Origin of the sequence: Bradyrhizobium sp. Mp19 (genome assembly GCF_029952935.1) — a bacterium.
Classification (GTDB): Bacteria; Pseudomonadota; Alphaproteobacteria; order Rhizobiales; family Xanthobacteraceae; genus Bradyrhizobium; species Bradyrhizobium elkanii.
In genome coordinates this window covers 131,739-154,999 of the sequence record NZ_JASAUT010000012.1, presented here as the reverse complement: position 1 = coordinate 154,999, position 23,261 = coordinate 131,739, and the positions used below count along the sequence as shown (strand labels likewise).

Genomic DNA, 23,261 nt, shown 5'->3' with positions numbered 1-23,261 from the left:
GTAGCCATGTCGTTCTGTGAGCCAAGGAGTTGCCAGACATATTTGTCTTCCTAAGACCGCTTGGCCTCCGACTTCGGGAGGCGAAAGCGCTGTTCGATCGGTGTCGCTTTGCCAAGGTGATTCATCTGGCTGCGCAGGCCGGCGTCCGATATTCAATCCAAGATCCGCACGCGTATGTCGACGCGAATATGCAGGGCTTCCTCAACATCCTGGAGGGATGCCGGCATAACGGATGTCAACACCTGGTTTACGCGTCGTCATCCTCGGTCTATGGCGCAAACTCCAAGCTCCCGTTCTCGACCGAAGATGGCGTCGATCATCCGATCAGTCTCTACGCGGCTTCCAAGAGGGCAAACGAGTTGATGGCTCATTCCTATAGCCATCTTTATCGCCTTCCCACGACGGGGCTGCGTTTTTTCACGGTGTATGGCCCGTGGGGCCGTCCCGATATGGCGATGTTCATTTTTGCCAGATCCATTCTGGCTGGAGAGCCAATCCGGCTCTTCAATCACGGTCGAATGCGTCGGGACTTCACCTATGTCGACGACGTTAGCCAGGGCGTCGTTCGTCTCATCGATCGAGCGCCGCAGGGCCTCCAGGATTGGAACAGCGACAAACCCGACCGAGCGACCAGCAGCGCTCCGTGGAAGATCTACAATATCGGGAACAACAAGCCCGAGGAACTGACATATGTCATCTCGCTCCTCGAGAAGGAGTTGGGTAAGGTGGCGGTGAGGGAGATGCTGCCGATGCAGCCCGGCGATGTCGAGGCGACCTACGCCGACGTCAAGGATCTTGAGCGGGATATCGGCTTTCGGCCCGCGACACCAATCGAGGAAGGTGTCGCGCGCTTCGTCAAATGGTACCGGGACTACTACCGGATTTAGCAACAGTAGCTGACTTTCTCAAATCTGGGTAATCGGATGAAAATCTTTGTCACCGGCGGCGCCGGCCAGGTCGGATCAACCGTCATCGATATGTTCTTGTCGCGCGGCGACGAGGTGGTTGCGATCGACAACTATACGACCGGCCGGGCCGACAATCTGACCAAACATGAAAACCTGACCTTGGTCGAAGACACGATCGCGAATGCGGACGTGATCAATCGACTGTTTTCAGATTTTCGGCCCGAGATCGTCGTTCATACCGCGGCGTCCTACAAGGACCCGGAGGATTGGGGAACCGACGCTCTGGTGAATGCCGTCGGCACGGCAAACGTCGCGAAGGCCTGCAAGACCTTCGGCGTATCTCGCCTGATCTACTTTCAGACGGCGCTTTGCTATGGCACCAAGCCGCTACAGTCCCCGATCCCACTCGATCATCCGATCAATCCCGTCAATTCGAGCTATGCTATCTCGAAGACGGCCGGGGAGAACTACGTGCAGTTTTCTGGCGTGGATTGGGTCACTTTCAGGCTCGCCAACGTAATCGGACCAAGAAACGTATCCGGTCCGCTGCCGATTTTCTATGGCCGGTTGGCGAAGGGACAGAAGTGTTTCGTTACGCCAGCCCGGCGGGACTTTTGTTATGCGGGTGATTTGGCAAAGGTCGTTGTCAGGGCCGCCGATGGGGTCGGTCGCGGCACCTATCATTTTTCCTCGGGCAAGGACGTCGCGATCAAGGAGCTCTACGACGCAGTCGTGCGGGCAATGAAGATCAACGACTATCCGGAGCCCGAGGTTAAGCCGCTTGGTCCGGATGATGCCGCTTCCATCCTTCTGGACCCCGAACGCACGTTCAAGGACTTCGGCGCAGTTGAGTTCACGTCGCTCGATGAGATCGCCCGTCTGTCGGTTGAGCGCTGGCAGAGGGAGGGCGTCGTCGGTGGCTACACACACCTGAAGGAAGCGCGTGCGGAAATCCGCACCTGATCGGATCAAGTTCGATGCGCATCATTATCACTGGCGGGGCGGGGTGCCTCGGCTCGAATCTTATCGAGCACTGGTTGCCGCAGGGGCACGAAATCCTTGTCATCGACAATTTCGCGACCGGCAAGCGTGAGGTCGTGCCCGCGCTTCCGGGCTTACATCTCGTCGAAGGTTCGATTGCCGATCGTGATCTGGTGGCGAAAGCCTTTGCCGAATTTTCTCCAACTCACCTGGTACATTCGGCCGCTTCCTATAAGGATCCGGCAAACTGGCGTGAGGACATCGCAACGAACGTTGAGGGAACCGCGAATCTCATTGAACTCGCGCGGACCGCGGGTATTCGCCGGATCATAAATTTCCAGACCGTCTTGTGCTACGGGCGTCCCGAGAGCACGCCTATTGCCGTCGAGCATCCGCTGCGGCCGTTCACGAGCTATGGCATTTCAAAGGTTGCCGGCGAGCAATATCTGGCCATGAGCGGCCTGCCTTTCGTTTCCCTGCGCCTTGCGAACGTCGCGGGCCCGCGCCTCGCAATCGGTCCGATCCCGACCTTCTACAAGCGACTGAAGGCGGGACAGGCATGCTTCTGCACGGCGGCCTACCGGGATTTCCTCGATATGTCCGATTTCCTCGCCGCAGTAGACATTGCGACGGGCGACGGCGCGCCGACCGGCATCTTCAACGTATCCAGCGGAACGGGACATTCCATCAAGGACGTATACGATCTGGTCCGATCGCATCTGCAGCTGCCGGCCGATCCGGATGTCAAGGTGGTGCCTGTCGGAGAGGATGATGTTCCGTCCGTGGTACCGGATCCTACCAGGACGCAAGAGGTCCTGGGCTGGAAGGCAAAGGTTTCGTTTCAAGAGACAATTCGGCGGCAGCTCTCGTGGTACGACGCCCACGGAGTGACGGACGTCTACAGTCACCTGGCTGCACCTAAGGGGTGAAGATGAATTCTTTCAATGGAGCCACTGTCCTTGTCGTTGGCGGGGCTGGATTCGTCGGATCAAATCTCGTCAAGAAGCTGCTGGAGCAGGCACCAGCTCGGGTCGTCATAGTCGACAACCTGTTGTCGGCTGACATTTCAAACGTGCCGGACGATCCACGGGTCGAATTCATTCGGAACTCCATCGCGGATGACGCAGTTCTTGCGGCGTTGCCGGAAAATCTGGACTACGTGTTTCACCTGGCCTGCTATCACGGCAATCAGTCGTCGATCGCCGATCCGCTCGCGGATCACGAGAACAATACGCTCACAAGTCTGAAGCTCTTTGAAAGGCTCAAGAGCATTGGCTCGTTACAGAAGGTTGTGTACGCCGCCGCAGGCTGTGCCGTGGCCGAGAAGACCTTCCAAGGGGCCGAGGCTACGCGAGAGGATGCGCCGGTTTCTCTGTTTCACGACAGTCCGTACTCGATTTCGAAGCTGATCGGCGAGATGTACGGCAACTACTACTTTGCGCGGTACAAGCTGCCGTTTGTGAAGGCGCGCTTTCAGAACGTTTACGGTCCCGGCGAGATTCTTGGCGCCGGCCGCTGGCGCGGAACGGTGCATACCGTATGGAGAAACGTTACGCCGACTTTCATATGGAGAGCGCTGCACGACGACGCCTTGCCGGTTGAGAACGGCGGGATCGCATCTCGTGACTTCATCTATGTGGAAGACATGGCGAGAGGATTGATGGCGTGCGCGCTTTCGGGCGAGCCCGGCGAAATCTACAATCTCGCCTCTGGCGTCGAAACCAGCATTCTTGAACTGGCGACCCGCGTGAATTCCATCGTTGGCAATGTGACGCCGATCGCGCTGACGCCGGCGCGGGATTGGGACAGGTCCGGGCAGCGCTTCGGCGATCCGGCCAAGGCGCGTGAGAAACTCGGCTTCGTCGCGACCGTGGCGCACGAGGATGGTCTTCGGAAAACCATCGATTGGACGCGCGCAAATCGCGAGCGCATCATCGGCTGCATGCGAAATCACGTTGCGCAGCTGCCCGATGTCGCAAGGTATTCCTGAATGCTGAAGATTCTCACGGTTGTCGGCGCCCGTCCGCAATTCATCAAGGCGGCGGCTGTCAGTCGTGCGATCCGCGAGACCAACGGACTCACGGAAGTAATGGTGCATACCGGTCAGCATTTCGACCCGAACATGTCCGACGTGTTCTTCGAGGAGCTGGATATTCCAAAGCCGCAGCATCATCTCGATATCCATGGCGGTGGTCACGCCGACATGACGGGACGTATGCTGATCGCGATCGAGCCTATCCTGCTCACGGAAAGGCCCGACTGGGTTGTCGTCTATGGTGACACCAATTCGACTTTGGTCGGCTCGCTCGCGGCGTCGAAGTTGCACATTCCGGTCGCGCACGTTGAAGCGGGGCTTCGTTCGTTCAATCGCCGGATGCCGGAGGAAATCAATCGGTTGGTAACCGACCATCTTGCCACGTTGAATTTCTGTCCGACGGCCGCGGCCGTTGCCAATCTCGCCGCCGAGGGCGTAACCAAGGGCGTACATCACGTCGGCGACGTGATGTACGATGCGACTTTGTTCGTGACGGACAAGGCCGAGGAAAGTTCGACCATACTCACCAGCCTCGGGCTGGTCCCGAAGACATATTCGCTTGCTACGATCCATCGCGCTGAAAACACCGACGACCGGGAGCAGCTTCTGGCCGTCGTGCGGTTTCTGCAGGATCAGTCGCAGAAATACCCTGTTGTTCTACCGCTGCACCCGCGCACCCGACAGGCGGCTTTGCGTATGGGAGTTGCTCTCGACGGCTTGAAGATCATCGATCCAGTCGGCTACTTCGATATGGCCAAGCTTCTGCACAACGCAATTGAAGTCTATACGGACTCGGGAGGCGTCCAGAAGGAGGCCTATTTCCATCGCGTGCCCTGCACCACACTGCGTGACGAAACCGAGTGGACGGAAACGATTGCACACGGCTGGAATCGGCTCTGGATGCAACCGGCGCAGGCCGTTCGGCGCGAGATAGAGGAATACGGGACCGGTCGCGCAGCCTATAATGTCACGCGTTTGTTGAGTTCTGGCGGCTTGGCTTAGGTTGATCGAAGCGTAACTGCCGAGTACTGAAGCTTCGTAGCCTCCGCTGCTCGATTCAGTTCAGGACGACCTGCTGCAAGCCCCCATTTTGCAGGCGTTCGCTTGCCGCAGTCGTCGACGCTGCCGTCTGGTCGAATGCTGACCGCGGCGTAACGTACCAGAGCAAGAACAGCAGCCCGGTGCCGTTCGTCAGCAAGGCGGTCGAAAGCGGTACATTGAGGAGAACCTGGGGGAGCAGCCCCGCGGAGAGCAGCACGAATTGCGCGGGCAAGCCGGACGACAGGCGATTGCCGAGGGCAATGATCAGGCCGCAGCCCAGCGCGGATACCGGGGCGAGCACGAGGCCGACCGAAGCGACCCCTTCGGTGGCGAACAGCGAAGCGTTGAAGGCGCCGAGATCGTAGGCCTTGGCCATGACGGCCCATATCGGCTCGTCATAGGCGCATGCAACCACGAGCTTCAACGCGTTGATCTGGCAGAAATGGGTCAGCGGGTGCGCCGAGAAGTAGTTGTTGTAGACTTCAAGCGCGAGCGACGGGATCGCAACCATCCTGGTGTTGACGGTGCCGAAATAAACCAGTGCGGGCTTGAGCGGCAGCACCTCGGCCTTGACCAGGAAGAACAGGATAGTGCCGATCAGGATAGGCAGGAAAAACGACAGGATCGTCGTGACCCTGGCCTCAGCCAGCTTGCAGATCAGCGCGAGAAACAGCAGCCAGACCGGAGCAAACAGCGCCATCTTGGTCAGCATGATCGGGTAGAACATCAGCATCAGAAGCAGAGCGGCCCCTGCCTGCCAGATCCGCTTGCTGGCGACGAAGCAGGCGAAGGCGAACGGCAACAGGGCGTTCGAGACCATCCAGACCGCATATCGCAGGACGCCGGGCAACGCGAGCTCCGCGCGATATTTGTAGATCTCGGCGAGATCGACCAGCTTGAGGTTGTAGAGAGACCCGATGCCGATGATTGCGGCCGAGGCAATCAGGATGACGGAAGGCATCATGTGAAAGGCGCGCGCCGGCATGACGACGGCCTGCCGTACCGGCGCGGTGATGAACAGCACGGGGGCGAGGAATGCGAGCGCCGAAAGCACGATCGAGGCGAGCGCCAGGCGATGATCGTAATCGAGCACCGAAAATTCGATCAGCCAGAGATACCCCAGGACCATGATGTAGAAATAGAAGCCGACGAGATAGCCAAAGCTGAAGCGACTGATTGCGAACAGGATGACGACGGGACTGAACGCCAACACGTTGACGATTGCGGATGCCAGGTGTGACTTGTCGAAGGCGATGACACCCGGGAAGGAATCGGTGATCGTGATGCAGTACAGCGAGATGCAGCAAACCACGACGTGGGCATAGGCAAGCAGGGCAAGCTTTGCCTGGCGCCATCCGAAACCAGGCTCCAGCTGAATAGCGCGATCGTTCATTCTCACCTACCGCCGTATCGGGCTGCGCGTTTGGACCGTCTCGTGGATAGTCATCGTATTCGGCAGACTAACCCGCGATCGCCAACCGATGCCGCCTTTCGAGCCAGGGGCATGGCACGACGCCGATAAGACGACAAGAACAATGCCGGTCCTTCATCCTATTATTCCTGGTTAATAACGCAAATGCCGCTTGTTGCTCCGCGGGGTAGGGGAGCGGATGTCCCCGATCGGATCGCCGTTACCTGGCGAGGCTTGTCGCAAGCACCCTTGCCACGCTCACAAAGGCCAAGCGCGCCGAGGCAGCGCGAAATCGTGGTGCCGCGGCCACGCCGCCTGACTGGTGCATGGCCTTGCCTTACCCCGAGTTTTCTGGGTAATGGACGTTATCGCGCGGCTCGCAAGGCCGCTTGTTCCCTCGGCTCTTCGGCCGGCTGCAATGGCCGGCCACGAGACAAGACAGGGCCTGTTGCATGATCAGATTTGGCCTGCTCGGGTGCGGGCGTATCGCCAAGCGTCACTCGGATCTCCTGGGTGGCAATCACATCGAGGGAGCGAGCCTGGTCGCGGTCTGCGATCCGATCCGCGCGCGCGCCGATGCGGTTGCCGGGAAGTTCGGCGTTGCGGCCCATTACGACATGGACGAATTCCTGGCGCGGAAGGACATCGATGCCGTCGCCGTGCTGACGCCGAGCGGGCTGCATCCCGCGCATGTGATCGCCTGCGCCAAGGCCGGCAAGCACATCGTGGTTGAGAAGCCCATGGCGCTGCGGCTGCAGGACGCCGACGACATGATCCGGGCCTGCGACCAGGCCGGCGTCAAGATGTTCATCGTCAAGCAGAACCGCTTCAACGTGCCGGTGGTCAAGGCGCGCGAGGCGCTCGACGCCGGCCGCTTCGGCAAACTCATCCTGGGGACGGTCCGGGTGCGCTGGTGCCGCGACCAGGCCTATTACGACCAGGACGATTGGCGCGGCACCTGGGCCTATGACGGCGGCGTGCTGACCAATCAGGCAAGCCACCATGTCGACATGCTGGAGTGGTTCTTCGGCGACGTGGTGAGCGTGCATGCGCGCGCGGCAACGGCACTGGCCAATATCGAAACCGAGGATACGGCCGTCGCGACGCTGAAGTTCCGCAACGGCTCGCTCGGGATCATCGAGGCGACCACCGCGGCGCGCCCGACCGATCTTGAGGGCTCGCTCTCGATCCTGGGCGAAAAGGGCACGGTCGAGATTTCGGGCTTCGCGGTCAATCAGATCCGGCACTGGCGCTTTGTCGACGAGCTGCCGTCGGACAAGGACGTCGTGGAGAAGTTCTCGGTCAACCCGCCCAACGTCTACGGCTTCGGCCATCAGGCCTATTATCACCATGTGGTCGATTGTCTGGTGAACCAGCGCGCCGCGCTGGTCGACGGGCTCGAGGGCCGCAAGAGCCTGGAGCTGATCTCGGCCCTCTATGAGTCGATCGAGACCGGCGAGGAGGTCGCGCTGCGCTTCACGCCACGGCTGAGCCGGCTGGGCGTCGTTTCGTGAACCGGCCGGAGGTGCATCAGGCCACCGTGCGCGATGTCGCGTTCGGCGAACGCGTCAAGATCGTCGAGCCCTGCAACCTCTATGGCTGCAAGCTCGGCGACGACTGCTTCGTCGGCCCCTTCACCGAAATCCAGAAGGGCGTGATCGTGGGGGCGCGCACCCGCGTGCAGTCGCATGCCTTCGTCTGCGAGCTCGTCACCATCGGCGAGGATTGTTTCGTCGGCCACGGTGTGATGTTCGTCAACGACACGTTCTCCACCGGCGGCCCGGCGCGTGGACGCAAGGAGCTGTGGCGCGAGACGGTGATCGGCAACCGGGTGTCGATCGGCTCCAATGCGACGATCATGCCGGTCAGGATCGTCGACGACGTCGTCATCGGCGCCGGATCGGTGGTGACCAAGGACATCACGATATCAGGCACCTATGCCGGCAATCCGGCGCGCCGGCTGCTGACGAGCCAATAGGGCAATAGGGGAATATCGATGGCGGTGCCGTATGCCGACCTGCAACTGCAATACCAGTCCATCAAGGGCGAGATCGACGCTGCGATCGCCGGCGTGATCCGCGACAACGCCTTCATTCGCGGCAGCTATGTCGACGCCTTCGAGCGCGAATTTGCGGCGGCGGCCGAGGTCGCTCATTGCGTGTCCTGCGCCAACGGCACCGACGCGCTTTACCTTGCCATGCGGGCGCTGAAGGTGAAGCCGGGCGACGAGGTGATTACGACGGCGCATTCCTGGATCTCGACCGCGGCGATGATCACCCATTCCGGTGCCACCGTCGTCTTCTGCGACACCGACGAGGCGACGTTCACGATCGATCCGGCGGCCATCGAGGCCGCGATCACGCCGCGCACGGTCGGCATCATCCCGGTGCATCTGTACGGCCAGCCCGCGGACATGGACTCGATCATGGCGATCGCGCAGAAGCACAGGCTGTGGGTGGTCGAGGATTGCGCCCAGGCCCATCTCGCGCGCTACAAGGGCCGCATGGTCGGCACCTTCGGCGCGGCCGCGACCTATTCATTCTATCCCGGCAAGAATCTCGGCGCGATGGGCGATGCCGGCGCGGTCGTCACCAGCGACGCGGCGCTCGCCGAGCAGATGGCCATGCTGGCGCGCCATGGTGGACTGGTGAAGCACCAGCACCACATCGAAGGCATCAACAGCCGGCTCGACGGCATGCAGGCGGCGATCCTCTCGGCCAAGCTGCCGCACCTCGCCGCCTGGACCGAGGCCCGACAGGCCGCGGCCGAGGTCTATGATGCCGGCCTCAACCAGATCGAGGATGTCGTGGTGCCCGAGGTCGCGCCGGCACGCAGCCACGTCTATCACCTCTACACGATCAGGCATCCGCGCCGCGACGCGCTCGCCGCCCATCTCAACGCCAACGGCGTGCAGACCGCCATCAACTATCCCACCGCGCTGCCGTTCCTGCCGGCCTATGCGCGGTTCGAGCATCGGCCGGAGCAGTTCCCCAACGCGCATCGCGATCAGGGCCGGATTCTCTCGCTGCCGATGTTCGCTGAGATCACGCGCCAGCAGCAGGACGAGGTGATCGAGCTGATCCGGAAGTTCTGATCGCGATCGCGACCACGCGCCTGACGCTGTGGTCTTCAGCTCCCGAGCAGCAGGGGCCTCAGGAACAGCTCCAGATTGGAGCCTGAGAACAGGTAGCCCTTCAGCCCGGCCGCACGTGCCGCCTCGAGATCCGTCGGTTGATCGCCGACCAGAAAGCTGCGTTCGACGTCGACCGGAAAGCGTTCCAGCAGATCATTGATCATGCCCGGCGACGGTTTGCGCCGGTGGCTGACCTGCCGATATCGTTCAACCGTCCCTTCAGGATGGAACGGGCAGTATTCGAAGGCGTCGATATGCGCGCCGATCCTGCCGAGCTCATCGGCCATCCACTCGTGAAGCTGCCGGACGTGCGTCTCCTCGTAGAGACCCCTTGCGACGCCCGACTGGTTGGTCACGACGAACGCAAAATACCCCATGTCGTTGACCGCCTTGACCGCCTCGCGCGCGCCGTCGATCCAGAGCAGCCTGTGGCTTTCGAAGAGGTAACCGATGTCCTGGTTCAGGACGCCGTCCCGATCGAAGAAGACCGCTGGTCTTCGCGGCTGATCTCCGGAAGCGCTGCTCATGAGGTGATGATCCGTTCGTCTCCACGAGGCATGAACTAGCTCATTAGTTCACAATGCCGCGCACGACAAATGCGGACTGACCACGCCCGGGCGAGTCGCGAGAACTATCGCTCGTCCGCAATCACCTTGCCGTCGTTCGGCAGCGAGCCGGTGCCGACGAGTTCGACGGTGCCCCCCAGCTTGGTGACCGCACGCAGCGTCGCTGCAACTTCGCTCAACAGGGTATCCGGCGCCGAGGCACATTCGGCTCTCAACGTCATCGCGTCGGCCTCGCCGGCGCGCGTGACGACGAGGCGCAGCCGTCCAAGCTCGGGATGGCGCTTGCCGATCTCCGCGATCTGCTCGGGGCGCACGAACATCCCCTTCACCTTGGTGGTTTGGTCGGCGCGGCCCATCCAGCCCTTGATGCGCATGTTGGTGCGCCCGCACCGGCTCGCGCCGGGCAGGGCAGCGGTCAGGTCGCCGAGCGCGAGGCGTATCCAGGGATGGTGCGGATCGAGCGAGGTCACCACGATCTCGCCGACGTCACCCGGCGCAACGGGATCGCCGGTGCCGGGCTTGACGATCTCCAGGATCAGGTCCTCGTTGACCGTCATTCCCTCGCGCGCCGCCGTCTCGAACGCGATCAGGCCGAGATCGGCGGTGCCGAAGGCCTGGTAGGCCTCGACGCCGCGCGACTTCATCTCCTCCTGCAGCGATTTCGGAAATGCCGCGCCTGAGACCAGCGCGCGCTTGATCGACGATACGTCACGGCCGGCGGTGGCGGCCGCGTCGAGCAGGATCTTCAGGAAGTCCGGGGTGCCGCTATAGCCGACCGGGCGATAGGCCTCGATCAGCTCGAATTGCTGCTCGGTATTGCCGGGGCCCGCCGGGATCACCGCACAGCCGAGCGCCCGCGCGGAAGCATCGAAGATGAAGCCGCCGGGGGTGAGGTGATAGCTGAAGGTGTTCAGCACCACATCCCTCTCGCGAAAGCCCGCCGCGAACAGCGCCCGGGCGCCGCGCCAGGGGTCCGCCTGGCGGCCCTCGGGCTCGAAGATCGGTCCGGGCGAGGTGAACAGCCGGGCGAACGAGCCGGGCGTGTCGGCCACGAAGCCGCCGAACGGCGGGGCGGCCTTGTGCAGGGCCGGCAGTTCCGACTTGCGCAGCACCGGCAGTCCCGCCAGCGCCTCCCGGCTGGTGATGGAGGCGGGATCGGTGCCCCTCAACAGGTTGGCATAGGCGGGCGCCGCCATCGCCTTGCGCAGCACCTCGGGCAGTCGGGCGAACAACGCGGCCTCGCGCTCGGCCGGATCGCGCGTTTCAAGGGCGTCGTAATGGTCGGTCATGGCAGGTCCTTGAGAGGATGTGCGCGGGTTGCGTGCCGGTCCGCCCGTGCTATCAGACGGTGACCGCTGACATTGGGACGGTTCCAGGGAGCACGATGGCTGAGGCAGAGAGCGTTGCGGCGGACGGGGCCGCCGACGTCGTCGCGAGGCTGAAGCGCCGCATCATTGGCGAGGCCCTGCCGCTGTGGTCGACCGCAGGCTGGGACAGCACCGCCGGCGGCTTTGTCGACCGGCTGCATCAGGACGGGACAGCGGACCGCGCCGCCCCGCGCCGGATCATGGTGCAGGCGCGCCAGATCTATTGCTACGCCAAGGCGGCCCAGCTCGGCTGGTATCCGGAAGGACGCGCGGTCGCGCTGAAAGGGCTGGACTACCTGCTGGCCAAGGCCAAGGCGCCGGACGGCCGGCCCGGCTTCGTCTACAGCCTGACCGCGGAGGGCGGCGTGCACGATCCGCTGCGCGACACCTACGGCCACGCCTTCGTGCTGCTCGCGCTCGCGACCGTCTACAGCCTCGACCAGGACTCCCAGATCCGCGCCGAGATCGACGCGCTGCTGTCGTTCCTCGACACCCAGCTGCGCTCGCCCCATGGCGGCTTCCACGAGGGCCTGCCGCCCTCGATGCCGCGCCGGCAGAACCCGCAGATGCATCTGTTCGAGGCGATGATCGCCTGCTTCGACGCGACCCACGACTTGTCGTTCCAGAACCGCGCCGGCGATTTCTTCGCGCTGTTCCTCGCCAACCTCTACGACAAGCAGACGCGCACTCTCGGCGAATATTTCGAGGAGGACTGGTCGAAGATCCCGCCGGTCAGCGTCGAGCCCGGGCACCTCGCGGAATGGGTCTGGCTGCTGAAGGGATTCGAGCGCATCACCGGCTGCCCGACCGGGCGCCCGCGCGGCGAGCTGCTGGCATCGGCGCTGCGCTATCGCGACGCGGCCACCGGCTGCCTGGTCGACGAGGGCGACGCCGAGGGCAACATTCGCCGCCACACACGGCGGCTGTGGCCGCAGAGCGAGCTGGCGAAGGCGTGGATCGCGCAAGCCGAGTCGGGCGAAGCCGGCGCGGCGGACGAGGCGCGCGCTGCGCTGGTGCTGCTCGAGCGGCACTATCTCGGCCATCCCGTGACCGGCGGCTGGTACGATCAGTTCGACCGCGACGGCAATTCGCTGGTCGCCACGATCCCGGCGTCGTCGTTCTATCATGTGCTTTGCGCGGTCACTGAAGCCGAGCAGGTGCTCGGATAGGACCGCCTTCCTGGTCTGACGCGTTTTCTGCACACGCAACTCCGCCCGAAAACGCTCGATATCCTCACAGCCAGCGCTTGCGCCGCTTGAAGCTCTTCAGGTTCTTGAAGCTCTTGCGCTGGTCGCCGGCGCCGCCGAGGTAGAATTCCTTGACGTCCTCATTGTCGCGCAGCTCGTCGGCGGAGCCGTCGAGCACCACCTTGCCCTGTTCCATGATGTAGCCATGGCTCGCGACCGAGAGCGCGGCGCGCGCATTCTGCTCGACCAGGAGGATCGTGACGCCGAGGTCGCGGTTGATCTCCTTGATGATCGCGAACACTTCCTTGACGAGCAGCGGCGACAGCCCCATCGACGGCTCGTCCATCAGGATCATCTTCGGACGGGCCATCAGCGCGCGGCCGATCGCGAGCATCTGCTGCTCGCCGCCGGAGAGATAGCCGGCGAGGCCGGTGCGCTCCTTCAGGCGCGGGAAATACTTGAACACCATGTCGATGTCATCAGAGACCTCGCCGTCGCGCCGGGTGAAGGCGCCGAGCCGCAGGTTCTCCAGCGACGTCATGTCGGCGACGATGCGGCGGCCTTCCATCACCTGGAAGATGCCGCGGCGGACGATCTTGTCCGGATCGATGCCGTTGATGCGCTGGCCCTCGAACAGGATCTCGCCGCGGGTGACCTCGCCGTCCTCGGTCTTGAGCAGGCCGGAGATCGCCTTCAGCGTGGTCGACTTGCCGGCGCCGTTGGCGCCGAGCAGCGCCACGATCGCGCCCTTCGGCACCTCGAGGCTGAGGCCGCGCAGCACCAGGATGACGTCGTCATAGACGACCTCAATGTTGTTGATGCTGAGCAGCGGCGGCGGCGGGACGGCCGTCGGCCCCGGGCGGGTGGCTTCGAGGGTTTCGTTCATGGTCTCGATCACTCTCCACTGTCGTCACCCGCGTTTCGTGCGCAACTGCGCACTCGAGCGGGTGACCCAGGATTCCAGAGGCGCCGGCGATCAATCGAGAGGCCGCAGCGTACTGGATCCCCCGCTTTCGCGGGGGATGACGATTGTTGTCGAGGCTGCGCTGGGTGGCAGCCCCACGACCTCACCAGCCAAACCATTCGGGTTTGCGCGGCAGTTCGACGGTCTTCACCTTCTCGAGCTTGATCGTGCCTTTGGCCATCAGGTCGTTGATGTCGCCATCGGTCGCGCCCGAGATCTTCGAGCGATACAGGTCGACCTTCGTGGTCGGGCGGTGATCCTTTTCGGTCCAGGTCGAGGGATTGCAGACGCCGTCCATGCCGGCCGGCACCCAATCCTTCTTCTGGTAGAAGCCCTTGGCGACGTTCTCGCCGGTGGCGCCGCCGTTCTTGGCGGCCCAGTCGAGCGCTTCCTTCAGATAGAGCGCGCTGCAGACCGCGGCGATGTAGTGCACCGGCCGATAGACCTTGCCGGACGGGTCGGACATCTTGGAGATTTCCATCACCGTCTTCATGCCGGGCGCGTTGCCGCCCCAGCTCACCGCCGTGCGGAGCGGGAAGATCACGCCGTCGGCTGCATCGCCGGCGGTCTTCGCCGCGTTCTCGTCCATGCCCCAGACATTGCCGAGGAACTGGACGTCGACGCCGGCGGTCTTGCAGGCCTTCAGCACCGAGATGTTCGAGGCCGCCGTGTTGCCGAGATAGGCATAATTCGCGCCGGAGCTTTTCAGGCTGAGACACTGCGCCGAGTAGTCGCCGGGCGACAGGGCGAACACCAGCGGCGGCAGCACCTCGAAGCCGAGCTCGGTCGCCAGCGCTTCACCGGCCGCCTTCGGCGCGTTCGGATACGGATGGTTGGCGCCCATGTGGACGAATTTCGGCTTGCCGGGTTTGCCCTTGGCCTTCCAGTCCTCCGCGGCCCAGGTCAGCATCGCGCGCATCGAGTCCGAATAGCTCGGACCGTAGAAGAAATTGTACGGTGCGGGCTTGGCCTTGCCGCTGGTGCCTTCCGGATCGGTCAGCGCGGCGGCGTAGGAGCCGGAGATGTCCGGGATCTTGTCCTGCGCCAGGAAGCCGGTGAGGGCTTCGGTATCCGCCGTGCCCCAGCCCATGATCGCCGCGACCTTGCCGTCGGGCGCCGACCACTTCTTGTACAGCGCGATGGCGCGCGGCACCTGGTAGCCATAGTCGTTGCTGTCGACATTGAGCTGCTTGCCGCCGATACCGCCGTTCTTGTTGACCCAGGCGAAGGTGTCCGCGACGCCCTGACCATAGGGGGTGCCGACGTCGGACGTGCCGCCCGAGAGGTCCTGCAGATGGCCGATGGCGATTTGCGCCTGCGCGGTGGCGGCCGCGCTGCTGATCAGCAGCGCAACGGAGACCGAGCTCAAAAGGGATCTAATCGTCATTTTTGCTTTCCTCCTGCTTATTCGTTGAACCGAATTTTTGCGTTCCGTGCCTTGCGTCAATGCGAGAACGGGTAGAGCTTCCAATAGGCCTTGATCTGCCGCCAGCGATGCGCGAGGCCGTCCGGCTCGAACATCAAGAAGCCGATGATGATCAGGCCGATCGCGATCTCGCGCAGGAAGGTGATGTTGTTGTTGAGCTGCAGCGCCTTGTCGATGGCACCGCCCTTCAGCCAGGCGCTCAGCCAATCCATCGATTCCGGCAACAGCACCACGAAGGCCGTGCCCATCAGCGTGCCCATCACCGAGCCGGTGCCGCCGATGATGACCATGGCGAGGAACAGCACCGAGCGCTCGATGCCAAAGCCTTCCTGCGAGACCACGAGCTGATAGTGCGCGTAGAGCGCGCCGGCGATGCCGGCAAAGAAGGCGGCAAGCCCGAACGACAGCGTGCGGTACTTGGTGAGGTTGATGCCCATGATCTCGGCGGAGAGATAGTGATCGCGGATCGCGACCAGCGCGCGGCCGTCGCGGGTGCGCATCAGATTGGTGACGAGCAAATAGCTGATCACCATGTAGGCGAGCACGACGTAGAAATACTGCCGGTCGCCGCGCAGGGTGTAGCCGAAGATCGAGAACGGGTTGGCGCTGGCCGGCACCGAGCCGCCCGAGAACCATTCGGCGCGCGAGAAGAAGTCGAGCAGGATGTACTGCGCCGCGAGCGTCGCGATCACGAGATAGAGCCCCTTCAGCCGCGCCGCTGGCACGCCGAAGATCAGGCCGACCAGCGCCGTGACGACGCCGGCGAGGGGGATGGCGAAGAACACCGGGATCGGCGCGCTGTTGGAGATGTAGGCCGAGGTGAACGCGCCGAACAGGAAGAACGCGGCGTGGCCGATCGAGATCTGGCCGGTGAAGCCGACCAGGACGTTGAGGCCGAGGGCCGCGATCGCGAAGATGCCGATCTGGATCGCGATCGAGAGCAGGTAGTTGGACAGCAGCATCGGCGCGAAGCAGGCGAGCAGGATGCCGAGGATCGCGAAATTGCGGCTGGTCGCGGTCGGGAAGATCGTGGTGTCGGCCGCATAGCTGGTGCGGAAATCGCCCGAGGGGATGAGTGTGCTTGTCGCCATTGATCAGACCCGCTCAATATCCTTGGTGCCGAACAGGCCGTACGGCTTGATCATCAGGATGATGATCAGGACGTAGAACGGCGCGATCTCGTAGAGATTGCCCCAGTGCAGGTACTGGCTGTCGACATACTGGGCGACATTTTCCAACAGCCCGATGATGATGCCGCCGAGCACGGCGCCACCGACTGAGTCGAGCCCGCCGAGGATCGCAGCGGGAAACACCTTGATGCCGTAGGCGGAGAGGCCGGACGACACGCCGTTGACCACGGCGACCACGACACCGGCGACCGCCGAGACGGTGGCCGAGATCGCCCACGCCATCGCGAACACGTTCTTGACGGAAATGCCGAGCGACTGCGCGACCTGCTGGTTGAAGGCGGTTGCGCGCATCGCCAGGCCATATTTGGAGGCCCGGAAGAACCAGGCCATGCCGACCATCATGGCGAGCGAGACCACGAGGCTCATGACATAGACGGTCTGGATCTGCAGCCCGAACAGGCTGACCGACTGGCTCTGGAACACGCGCGGGAACGGCTGCGGGTTGACGCCGAAGATCCACTTCAGCGCGGCCTGGAACACCGTCGACAGGCCGATCGTCACCATGATCACGGAGATGATGGGCTCGCCGATCATCGGACGCAGGATCACGACCTGGATCGCGATGCCGAAGATGAACATGAAGACCAGCGTGATCGGCATGCCGACCCAGAACGGCACCTGATATTTCGTCAGCAGCGCCCAGCACACCCAGGCGCCGACCAGCAGCAATTCGCCCTGCGCGAAGTTCACGACCTGCGTCGCCTTGTAGATCAGCACGAACGACATCGCGACCACGCCGTAAAGCGTGCCGACCACGAGGCCGTTGACGATCAGCTGGATCAGGAACTGGGTGTTCATGGGGTGCGGTCGCTCCGAACTGCGGCGCCAGCACCCTCTCCCCTTGTGGGAGAGGGTGGCTTCGCAAAGCGAAGCCGGGTGAGGGGTTGTCTCCGCATCGGGATCGTGGAGAGGGTACCCCTCACCCAAGCGAGTTCGTGTCGACTGGCGGTGTAGCCCTCTCCCACAAGGGGGGAGGGCACATTCATGAGCACCGCGCTCCGGTCGCGCAACACAGTCATTCCGCGGCCTCCGCGAGCACGGCGCGGCCGAGGTCGACGACCTCGAGCGTGGTGCGGACGCGCTGCGTCGAGCCGTCCTGGAAGCGGATCACGGTGTCGACGGGGATGCGGGCCTTGCCGCGGTAGATCGCATCGATGATGTCGGCGTATTTCTCGTTGATGACGCCGCGGCGGACTTTTCTGGTCCGGGTCAGCTCGCCGTCATCGGCATCGAGCTCCTTGTAGAGCAGCAGGAAGCGCGAGATGCGTTGCGCAGGCGGCAGGGTAGCGTTGACCGTTTCGACCTCTTTCTTGAGCAGCGCATAGACCTCGGGCCGCGAGGACAGGTCGGTGTAGGTCGTGAACGAGATCCGGTTCTTCTCCGCCCATTTCGAGATGATCGAGTAGCGGATGCAGATCATCGCGGCGAGTGCGTCGCGGCCGGCGCCGAGTACCACCGCTTCGGCGACATAGGGCGAGAACTTCAGCTTGTTCTCGATATATTGCGGCGAGAAGCGCTCGCCGCGCGAGGTCTCGGCGAGATCCTTGATGCGGTCGATCACGACAAGCTGCCGGTTGTCGTTGTAGTAGCCGGCATCGCCCGAGTGCATCCAGCCGTCCTTGATGTCGGCGACCGAGGCTTCGGGGTTCTTGTAATAGCCGTGGAACATGTTGGGATGCCGCACCACGATCTCGCCGACGCCGTTGACGTCGGCATTGTCGATGCGGATCTCGATGTCGTCGGCCATCGGCACGCCGGTGGTGTCGGGATCGACCTTGCCTTCGGGATGCAGCGTATAGGCGCCGAGCAGCTCGGTCTGGCCGTACAGCGTGCGCAGCGGCACGCCCATCGCCTGGAAGAACTTGAAGGTATCCGGCCCGAGCGCCGCGCCGCCGGTCGCCGCCGAGCGCAGCCGCGTGAAGCCGAGCCGGTCGCGCAGCGCGCGGAACAGGAGCTGGTCGGCGAACATCGAGCGCTTGCCCTCGGCAAGCGCCGCCAGCCCGGTCTTCATGCCGAGGTCATAGAGCCGCTGCTTGAACGGCGAGGCGTCCATCACCCCGGCGCGGACGTCGGCCGCGATCGATTCCCAGACCCGCGGCGCGAACAGCACGAAGGTCGGCGCGATCTCGCGGAAGTCGTGCATCATAGTGTCGGGCTCTTCGACGAAGTTGACCTTCATCCGGGAGAGCAGCCCTTTGCCCAGCGCGTAGATCTGTTCCATGATCCAGGGTAGCGGCAGCACCGAAACATATTCGTCGTCCGGCCCCTTCGGATCGAAGGTGAGATAGGTCGCGCAGTGCCGCAGCACGCGCCCGGCCGAGAGCATCGCAAGCTTCGGATTGGCCGTCGTGCCCGAGGTGGTGCAGAGGATCGCGACGTCCTCGCCATCAGTGGCGTCGACCAGCCGTTCGTAGAGCCCAGGCTCGCGCGCGGCACGATCGCGGCCCAGCGCAACGAGCTTGCTCGCCTCCATCAATCGCGGATCGTCGTATTTGCGCATGCCGCGCGGGTCGGAATAGACGATGTGCTTGAGGTGGGGCACGCGATCGGCCAGGCCGAGCAGCTTGTCGACCTGTTCCTCGTCCTCGGCGAAGACCAGCTTGGCCTCGCCATAGGTGAGGAGATAGGCGGCCTCCTCGTCCAGCACGTCGCGGTAGAGGCCGAGGCTCATCGCGCCGATCGCGTGGGTTGCGATCTCGGCGGCGACCCAGTCCGGCCGGTTGTCGCCGATGATGCCGATCACGTCGCCGCGGCCAAGCCCGAGCTCGACCATGCCGAGCGCGAAATCATGGGTGCGAGTCTGGTAGTCGTTCCAGGTGAATTCGCGCCACAGCCCGAAATCCTTCTCGCGCAGCGCGATCTCGCTGCCATGCTCCTTGGCGTTGAGGCGCAGCATCTTGGGAAAGGTATTGGCCTGCGCGGCGCGACCGGCATAGTCCATCATGCCGCACTCTCCCGCACCGCCGGCTTGTCGTCGGGGTCGACCAGCACTTCGTCTTCCTCGCCGAGATAGGCGCGCTTGACATGGGGATCGGCGAGCACGGTGGCCGGATCGCCCTCGGCGATCTTGCGGCCGAAATCGAGCACCATGACGCGGTGGGAGATGTCCATCACGACGCCCATGTCGTGCTCGATCATCATCACCGTCATGCCGAACTCTTCGTTGAGATCGACGATGTAGCGCGCCATGTCTTCCTTCTCTTCGAAGTTCATGCCGGCCATCGGCTCGTCGAGCAGGATCAGTTGCGGCTCGAGCGCCATCGCGCGGGCGAGCTCGACGCGCTTGCGCAAGCCGTAGGGCAGGGTGCCGGCGGTGGCCTTGCGCACCGATTGCAGATCGAGGAAATCGATGATCTCCTCGACCTTGCGGCGGTGCTCCAGCTCCTCGCGGCGCGCGCCGGTCAGCCAGTACAGCGATCCCGTGATGAAGTTGTTCTTCAAGAGGTGATGGCGGCCGACCATGATGTTGTCGAGCACGCTCATGTGGTGGAACAGCGCGAGATTCTGGAAGGTCCGGCCGATGCCGAGCCGGGGCCGCGCGTTCGGGTTGAGGCCGGTAATGTCCTGGCCGCGATAGAACAGCTGGCCTTCGGTCGGCCGGTAGCGGCCGGAGATACAGTTGACGATCGAGGTTTTGCCGGCGCCGTTCGGGCCGATGATGGAGAACAGCTCGCCCTCGTTGACGCCGAAGCTCACTTCGGTCAGCGCGCGGACGCCGCCAAAGCGCAATGAGACTCCGCGCACCTCGAGACTATTAGCCACCCTGTTCCCTCCAGATACGGGCGCTTAGGCGCGCTCTTTATCTTCGCTTCGATCTTGCTTCGATCTTACACTTCGATCTTACATGGGCCACCGAAGGGAGACCATCCGACTAATGATGCCGGCGTTCGGGAGATCGCTCGCCCCGATCGCCTGCGTCATGCGCGGTAACGCCGCACCCCGCCTGCAAGCCCGTCTCTCGCGTCGTCCGCCTTCAGCGATCCATCGAGGAGCTGCGCGACGTTACGCGAGGTGGCTCTGAATACGAGAAAGCGATAGGTTGAATTGTCATGTGCCCGACATTTGGTCAGGAATTTTCGCTGGCATTCCAGGCCCCGGGTCCCTGGCTTCGCGCACGGCGTTGCTGCGGTGCAATATCTTTGCAGTATCTTGGGGTGGGATGCCGTCGCTAGAATGATTGCTGCTGATTACCTCAGGCGCATCGCGGCCTGGTCGCGCGAATTGAGCGAGCAAGAAATCGAAATCGCGCGCGCGGGCATTTCCGAGAAATCCTACCGCGCCAACGAATTCATCTTCATGCGCGGCGACAACTTCCAGTACTGGACCGGCATCGTCACCGGGCTGGCGCGCATGGGCATCGTCTCGCGCGGCGGCAAGGCGGCGAGTTTCGCGGGCCTCACCGCAGGCGCGTGGTTCGGCGAGGGGACCGTGCTCAAGAATGAGCCCCGGCGCTACGATGTGGTCGCGCTGCGCGACACGCGACTGGCGATGATGGATCGCCGGACCTTCGTCTGGCTGTTCGAGAACAGCGTCGGCTTCAACCGATTCCTGGTCGGCTCGCTCAATGAGCGGCTCGGCCAGTTCATCGCGCTGCTCGAATATGGCCGCACGCTGGACGCCACGGCGCGGCTGGCGCGCTCGATCGCCTCGCTGTTCAATCCGATTCTCTATCCCGACCTGACGCTGCACCTCGAGATCACCCAGGAGGAGATCGGGGCGCTGTCGGGAATCTCCCGGCAGAACGCCAACCAGTGCCTGAAGCGGCTCGAGCGGGAAGGGCTGTTGCGGCTCGAATATGGCGGGGTGACCATCCTCAACCTCGACCGGCTGCGCCACTATGGCGAGTGACGGGTTCCGGGCGCATTGAGCCGTTTTTCGCAGGCCTAAAGTCCTGATTTCAAACGATTAAGCCATTAGACTTGGGGCAGGCTGGATGCTACAGACCGGCCTCGTCGGGATCGCGCGGTTTTCGCGCTCTCTGGAGATGACATGGCGGTTAAGGATTCGGCGGCTCAGGACTCAAAGCGGCGCGTTGCGCTGATCACCGGCGTTACCGGGCAGGACGGCGCGTATCTCGCCGAATATCTGCTCGGTCTCGGCTACACCGTGCACGGGATCAAGCGCCGATCGTCCTCGTTCAACACCGCGCGCGTCGATCATCTCTACCAGGATCCGCATGCCGGCAACGTGCCGTTCCTGATGCACTACGGCGACATGACGGATTCGACCAATCTGATCCGCCTGGTGCAGCAGATCCGGCCGACCGAGATCTATAACCTCGCCGCCCAGAGCCACGTCCAGGTCAGTTTCGAGAGCCCGGAATACACCGCCAACGCCGACGCGATCGGCGTGCTGCGGCTGCTGGAGGCGATCCGCATCCTCGGCATGGAAAAGGAAACGCGGTTTTACCAGGCCTCGACCTCGGAGCTTTACGGGCTCGTGCAAGAGGTGCCGCAGAAAGAGACCACGCCATTCTATCCGCGCTCGCCCTATGGCGTCGCCAAGCTCTACGGCTACTGGATCACGGTGAACTACCGTGAGGCCTATGGCATGTTCGCGAGCAACGGCATCCTGTTCAACCATGAGAGCCCGATCCGCGGCGAGACCTTCGTGACGCGCAAGATCACCCGCGCCGTCGCCCGAATCGAGGTCGGCCTCGAGAACAAGCTCTATCTCGGCAATCTCGACGCCAAGCGCGACTGGGGCCACGCCCGCGACTATGTCGAGGGCATGCACAGGATCCTGCAAGTCGACGAGCCCGGCGACTTCGTGCTCGCGACCGGCGAGACGCGGTCGGTCCGCGAGTTCGTCGAGCTGGCGTTCGCTGAGGTCGGCCGCAGCATCGGATGGCGCGGCAAGGGTGTCGAGGAGGTCGGTGTCGACAAGGCGTCCGGCAACACCCTGGTGCAGATCGATCCGACCTATTTCCGCCCGACCGAGGTCGATCTTCTGATCGGCGACGCCAGCAAGGCGCGCGCCAAGCTCGGCTGGGCGCCGAAGACGCCGTTCGCGCAGCTGGTGAAGGAAATGGTCGCCAGCGATCTCGTCGAGGCCAGGCAGGACGCGGCCAATGGCAAGCACGGCGTTTGAGCTGAAGGGCAAGACGGTCTTCGTTGCCGGCCATCGCGGCATGGTCGGCTCGGCGCTGATGCGCCGGCTGGCGCGCGAGGAGGCCGATCTCCTGACGGTGTCGCGCAGCGAGGTCGATCTGCGCGACCAAACCGCGGTCAACGCCTGGTTTGCCGCGAAGCGGCCGCAGGCCGTGTTCCTCGCTGCCGCCAAGGTCGGCGGCATCGTCGCCAACAACACGCTGCGGGCGGAATTCCTCTACGACAATCTGGCGATCTCGAGCAACGTGATCGAGGCGGCCCACGCCAATGGCTGCGAGAAGCTGATGTTCTTCGGCTCCTCCTGCATCTATCCGCGCCTGGCGCCGCAGCCGCTGCGCGAGGATTCGATGTTGACCGGCCCGCTGGAGCCGACCAACGAGCCCTATGCCATCGCCAAGATCGCCGGCATCAAGATGGCCGAGGCTTATCGCAGCCAGTACGGCGCCGATTTCATCAGCGTGATGCCGACCAATCTCTACGGCCCCGGCGACAATTATCACCCCGAATACAGCCACGTCGTCGCCGCGCTGATCCGCCGCTTCCACGAGGCCAAGGTTTCGGGCGCAGGCAACGTCGCGGTGTGGGGCACCGGCACGCCGCGCCGCGAATTCCTCTATGTCGACGATCTCGCCGACGCCTGCATCCATCTGATGAAGACCTATTCCTCGCCCGAACTGGTCAATATTGGCACCGGCGAGGACATCACCATTGCCGAGTTCGCGCGCGTCGTCGCGGCCGCCGTCGGCTATCGCGGCGGGATCAGCTTCGACACGTCGCGCCCGGACGGCACGCCGCGCAAGCTGCTCGACGTCGGCCGGCTGGCCAGGCTCGGCTGGCGCGCCACCACCTCGCTCGAGGATGGCATCGCCCTCGCGTACCAGGCCTATCTGCGCGAGACGAAGTGACGCGGTGAACCTTCCGCCCTCCGACTGAGAATATCTG

General features: G+C 63.4%; 21 protein-coding genes. 12 read left to right on the top strand and 9 right to left on the bottom strand.

Going from position 1 to position 23,261, the window contains the following annotated elements; translation table 11 throughout:
- Positions 1-89 precede the first annotated feature (89 nt).
- The 5 genes from QJT82_RS16830 to wecB are packed head-to-tail and all read left to right on the top strand — an operon-like array spanning position 90 to position 4,926.
- Positions 90-887 carry an NAD-dependent epimerase/dehydratase family protein gene (locus tag QJT82_RS16830; RefSeq protein ID WP_281446650.1) on the top strand — a complete coding sequence of 266 codons (798 nt, stop codon included), beginning with the start codon at positions 90-92 and terminating at the stop codon, positions 885-887.
- Positions 888-923: 36 nt separating this feature from the next.
- Entirely contained in the window at positions 924-1,871 is a 948-nt protein-coding gene (locus tag QJT82_RS16825; protein ID WP_028343083.1) for an NAD-dependent epimerase/dehydratase family protein, read from the top strand.
- A 14-nt stretch (positions 1,872-1,885) separates the two neighbouring features.
- A complete protein-coding gene (locus QJT82_RS16820) occupies positions 1,886-2,818 on the top strand; it encodes an NAD-dependent epimerase/dehydratase family protein (protein WP_028343082.1) in 933 nt (310 codons plus the stop codon).
- 2 nt (positions 2,819-2,820) lie between these two features.
- A complete protein-coding gene (locus tag QJT82_RS16815) occupies positions 2,821-3,879 on the top strand; it encodes an NAD-dependent epimerase/dehydratase family protein (RefSeq protein WP_035632526.1) in 1,059 nt (352 codons plus the stop codon).
- Positions 3,880-4,926 carry a UDP-N-acetylglucosamine 2-epimerase (non-hydrolyzing) gene (wecB, locus tag QJT82_RS16810; RefSeq protein WP_028343080.1) on the top strand — a complete coding sequence of 349 codons (1,047 nt, stop codon included), beginning with the start codon at positions 3,880-3,882 and terminating at the stop codon, positions 4,924-4,926.
- Positions 4,927-4,981: 55 nt separating this feature from the next.
- Here the strand turns inward: wecB and QJT82_RS16805 are convergent, their stop codons facing one another.
- A complete protein-coding gene (locus tag QJT82_RS16805; RefSeq protein ID WP_051448049.1) occupies positions 4,982-6,358 on the bottom strand; it encodes a hypothetical protein in 1,377 nt (458 codons plus the stop codon).
- A gap of 470 nt (positions 6,359-6,828) precedes the next feature.
- On the opposite strand from QJT82_RS16805, the gene QJT82_RS16800 reads away from it, so the two are divergent.
- From QJT82_RS16800 to QJT82_RS16790, 3 genes are read left to right on the top strand one after another with little or no spacing between them, the layout of a single operon-like run.
- On the top strand, positions 6,829-7,890 hold the full coding sequence (locus tag QJT82_RS16800; RefSeq protein WP_028343079.1) for a Gfo/Idh/MocA family oxidoreductase: 1,062 nt from the start codon (positions 6,829-6,831) through the stop codon (positions 7,888-7,890).
- Positions 7,887-8,354 (top strand): acyltransferase, encoded by a 468-nt coding sequence (locus QJT82_RS16795; protein ID WP_028343078.1) that lies wholly within the window; start codon positions 7,887-7,889, stop codon positions 8,352-8,354. The genes QJT82_RS16800 and QJT82_RS16795 overlap by 4 nt, the downstream gene beginning before the upstream one ends.
- Positions 8,355-8,372: 18 nt before the next feature.
- Positions 8,373-9,470, top strand: coding sequence for a DegT/DnrJ/EryC1/StrS family aminotransferase (locus tag QJT82_RS16790; RefSeq protein WP_259242327.1), 1,098 nt, complete (start codon positions 8,373-8,375; stop codon positions 9,468-9,470).
- A gap of 35 nt (positions 9,471-9,505) precedes the next feature.
- Here the strand turns inward: QJT82_RS16790 and QJT82_RS16785 are convergent, their stop codons facing one another.
- Both QJT82_RS16785 and QJT82_RS16780 read right to left on the bottom strand, forming a co-directional pair.
- Positions 9,506-10,036, bottom strand: coding sequence for an HAD family hydrolase (locus QJT82_RS16785; RefSeq protein ID WP_028343076.1), 531 nt, complete (start codon positions 10,034-10,036; stop codon positions 9,506-9,508).
- A 104-nt stretch (positions 10,037-10,140) separates the two neighbouring features.
- A complete protein-coding gene (locus QJT82_RS16780; RefSeq protein WP_028343075.1) occupies positions 10,141-11,364 on the bottom strand; it encodes an AMP-binding protein in 1,224 nt (407 codons plus the stop codon).
- 95 nt (positions 11,365-11,459) lie between these two features.
- On the opposite strand from QJT82_RS16780, the gene QJT82_RS16775 reads away from it, so the two are divergent.
- Positions 11,460-12,611 carry an AGE family epimerase/isomerase gene (locus tag QJT82_RS16775; protein ID WP_028343074.1) on the top strand — a complete coding sequence of 384 codons (1,152 nt, stop codon included), beginning with the start codon at positions 11,460-11,462 and terminating at the stop codon, positions 12,609-12,611.
- Positions 12,612-12,675: 64 nt separating this feature from the next.
- Here QJT82_RS16775 and QJT82_RS16770 read toward each other — a convergent pair whose 3' ends face one another.
- From QJT82_RS16770 to QJT82_RS16745, 6 genes are all read right to left on the bottom strand, one after another.
- Entirely contained in the window at positions 12,676-13,515 is an 840-nt protein-coding gene (locus QJT82_RS16770) for an ABC transporter ATP-binding protein (RefSeq protein WP_018272667.1), read from the bottom strand.
- Positions 13,516-13,696: 181 nt separating this feature from the next.
- The gene (locus QJT82_RS16765; protein ID WP_028343073.1) at positions 13,697-14,980 is read right to left on the bottom strand and encodes an ABC transporter substrate-binding protein; all 1,284 of its coding nucleotides are present in this window, start codon (positions 14,978-14,980) and stop codon (positions 13,697-13,699) included.
- Positions 14,981-15,036: 56 nt separating this feature from the next.
- Positions 15,037-16,110, bottom strand: coding sequence for a branched-chain amino acid ABC transporter permease (locus QJT82_RS16760; protein WP_028343072.1), 1,074 nt, complete (start codon positions 16,108-16,110; stop codon positions 15,037-15,039).
- Positions 16,111-16,113: 3 nt separating this feature from the next.
- Positions 16,114-17,007, bottom strand: a complete 894-nt coding sequence (locus QJT82_RS16755) for a branched-chain amino acid ABC transporter permease (protein WP_028343071.1) — start codon at positions 17,005-17,007, stop codon at positions 16,114-16,116.
- A gap of 217 nt (positions 17,008-17,224) precedes the next feature.
- Positions 17,225-19,153 (bottom strand): long-chain fatty acid--CoA ligase, encoded by a 1,929-nt coding sequence (locus QJT82_RS16750; RefSeq protein WP_028343070.1) that lies wholly within the window; start codon positions 19,151-19,153, stop codon positions 17,225-17,227.
- Positions 19,150-19,971, bottom strand: coding sequence for an ABC transporter ATP-binding protein (locus tag QJT82_RS16745; protein WP_016847995.1), 822 nt, complete (start codon positions 19,969-19,971; stop codon positions 19,150-19,152). Before QJT82_RS16745 ends, QJT82_RS16750 begins: the two co-directional genes overlap by 4 nt.
- 411 nt (positions 19,972-20,382) lie before the next feature.
- Here QJT82_RS16745 and QJT82_RS16740 point away from each other — a divergent pair, with 411 nt between their 5' ends.
- From QJT82_RS16740 to QJT82_RS16730, 3 genes are all read left to right on the top strand, one after another.
- Positions 20,383-21,057 (top strand): Crp/Fnr family transcriptional regulator, encoded by a 675-nt coding sequence (locus tag QJT82_RS16740; RefSeq protein WP_028343069.1) that lies wholly within the window; start codon positions 20,383-20,385, stop codon positions 21,055-21,057.
- A gap of 141 nt (positions 21,058-21,198) precedes the next feature.
- Positions 21,199-22,299: a GDP-mannose 4,6-dehydratase gene (gmd, locus tag QJT82_RS16735; protein ID WP_259242330.1), complete on the top strand. Its 1,101-nt coding sequence runs from the start codon at positions 21,199-21,201 to the stop codon at positions 22,297-22,299.
- On the top strand, positions 22,280-23,224 hold the full coding sequence (locus tag QJT82_RS16730) for a GDP-L-fucose synthase (protein WP_276552782.1): 945 nt from the start codon (positions 22,280-22,282) through the stop codon (positions 23,222-23,224). Before gmd ends, QJT82_RS16730 begins: the two co-directional genes overlap by 20 nt.
- Positions 23,225-23,261 lie beyond the last annotated feature (37 nt).

Coding starts and splice junctions, on each gene's coding strand:
- QJT82_RS16825 (WP_028343083.1), top strand. CDS start 924: ATGAAAATCTTTGTCACCGGCGGCGCCGGCCAGGTCGGATCAACCGTC.
- QJT82_RS16820 (WP_028343082.1), top strand. CDS start 1,886: ATGCGCATCATTATCACTGGCGGGGCGGGGTGCCTCGGCTCGAATCTT.
- QJT82_RS16815 (WP_035632526.1), top strand. CDS start 2,821: ATGAATTCTTTCAATGGAGCCACTGTCCTTGTCGTTGGCGGGGCTGGA.
- wecB (WP_028343080.1), top strand. CDS start 3,880: ATGCTGAAGATTCTCACGGTTGTCGGCGCCCGTCCGCAATTCATCAAG.
- QJT82_RS16805 (WP_051448049.1), bottom strand. CDS start 6,358: ATGAACGATCGCGCTATTCAGCTGGAGCCTGGTTTCGGATGGCGCCAG.
- QJT82_RS16800 (WP_028343079.1), top strand. CDS start 6,829: ATGATCAGATTTGGCCTGCTCGGGTGCGGGCGTATCGCCAAGCGTCAC.
- QJT82_RS16790 (WP_259242327.1), top strand. CDS start 8,373: ATGGCGGTGCCGTATGCCGACCTGCAACTGCAATACCAGTCCATCAAG.
- QJT82_RS16785 (WP_028343076.1), bottom strand. CDS start 10,036: ATGAGCAGCGCTTCCGGAGATCAGCCGCGAAGACCAGCGGTCTTCTTC.
- QJT82_RS16780 (WP_028343075.1), bottom strand. CDS start 11,364: ATGACCGACCATTACGACGCCCTTGAAACGCGCGATCCGGCCGAGCGC.
- QJT82_RS16775 (WP_028343074.1), top strand. CDS start 11,460: ATGGCTGAGGCAGAGAGCGTTGCGGCGGACGGGGCCGCCGACGTCGTC.
- QJT82_RS16770 (WP_018272667.1), bottom strand. CDS start 13,515: ATGAACGAAACCCTCGAAGCCACCCGCCCGGGGCCGACGGCCGTCCCG.
- QJT82_RS16765 (WP_028343073.1), bottom strand. CDS start 14,980: ATGACGATTAGATCCCTTTTGAGCTCGGTCTCCGTTGCGCTGCTGATC.
- QJT82_RS16760 (WP_028343072.1), bottom strand. CDS start 16,110: ATGGCGACAAGCACACTCATCCCCTCGGGCGATTTCCGCACCAGCTAT.
- QJT82_RS16755 (WP_028343071.1), bottom strand. CDS start 17,007: ATGAACACCCAGTTCCTGATCCAGCTGATCGTCAACGGCCTCGTGGTC.
- QJT82_RS16750 (WP_028343070.1), bottom strand. CDS start 19,153: ATGATGGACTATGCCGGTCGCGCCGCGCAGGCCAATACCTTTCCCAAG.
- QJT82_RS16740 (WP_028343069.1), top strand. CDS start 20,383: ATGATTGCTGCTGATTACCTCAGGCGCATCGCGGCCTGGTCGCGCGAA.
- gmd (WP_259242330.1), top strand. CDS start 21,199: ATGGCGGTTAAGGATTCGGCGGCTCAGGACTCAAAGCGGCGCGTTGCG.
- QJT82_RS16730 (WP_276552782.1), top strand. CDS start 22,280: ATGGCAAGCACGGCGTTTGAGCTGAAGGGCAAGACGGTCTTCGTTGCC.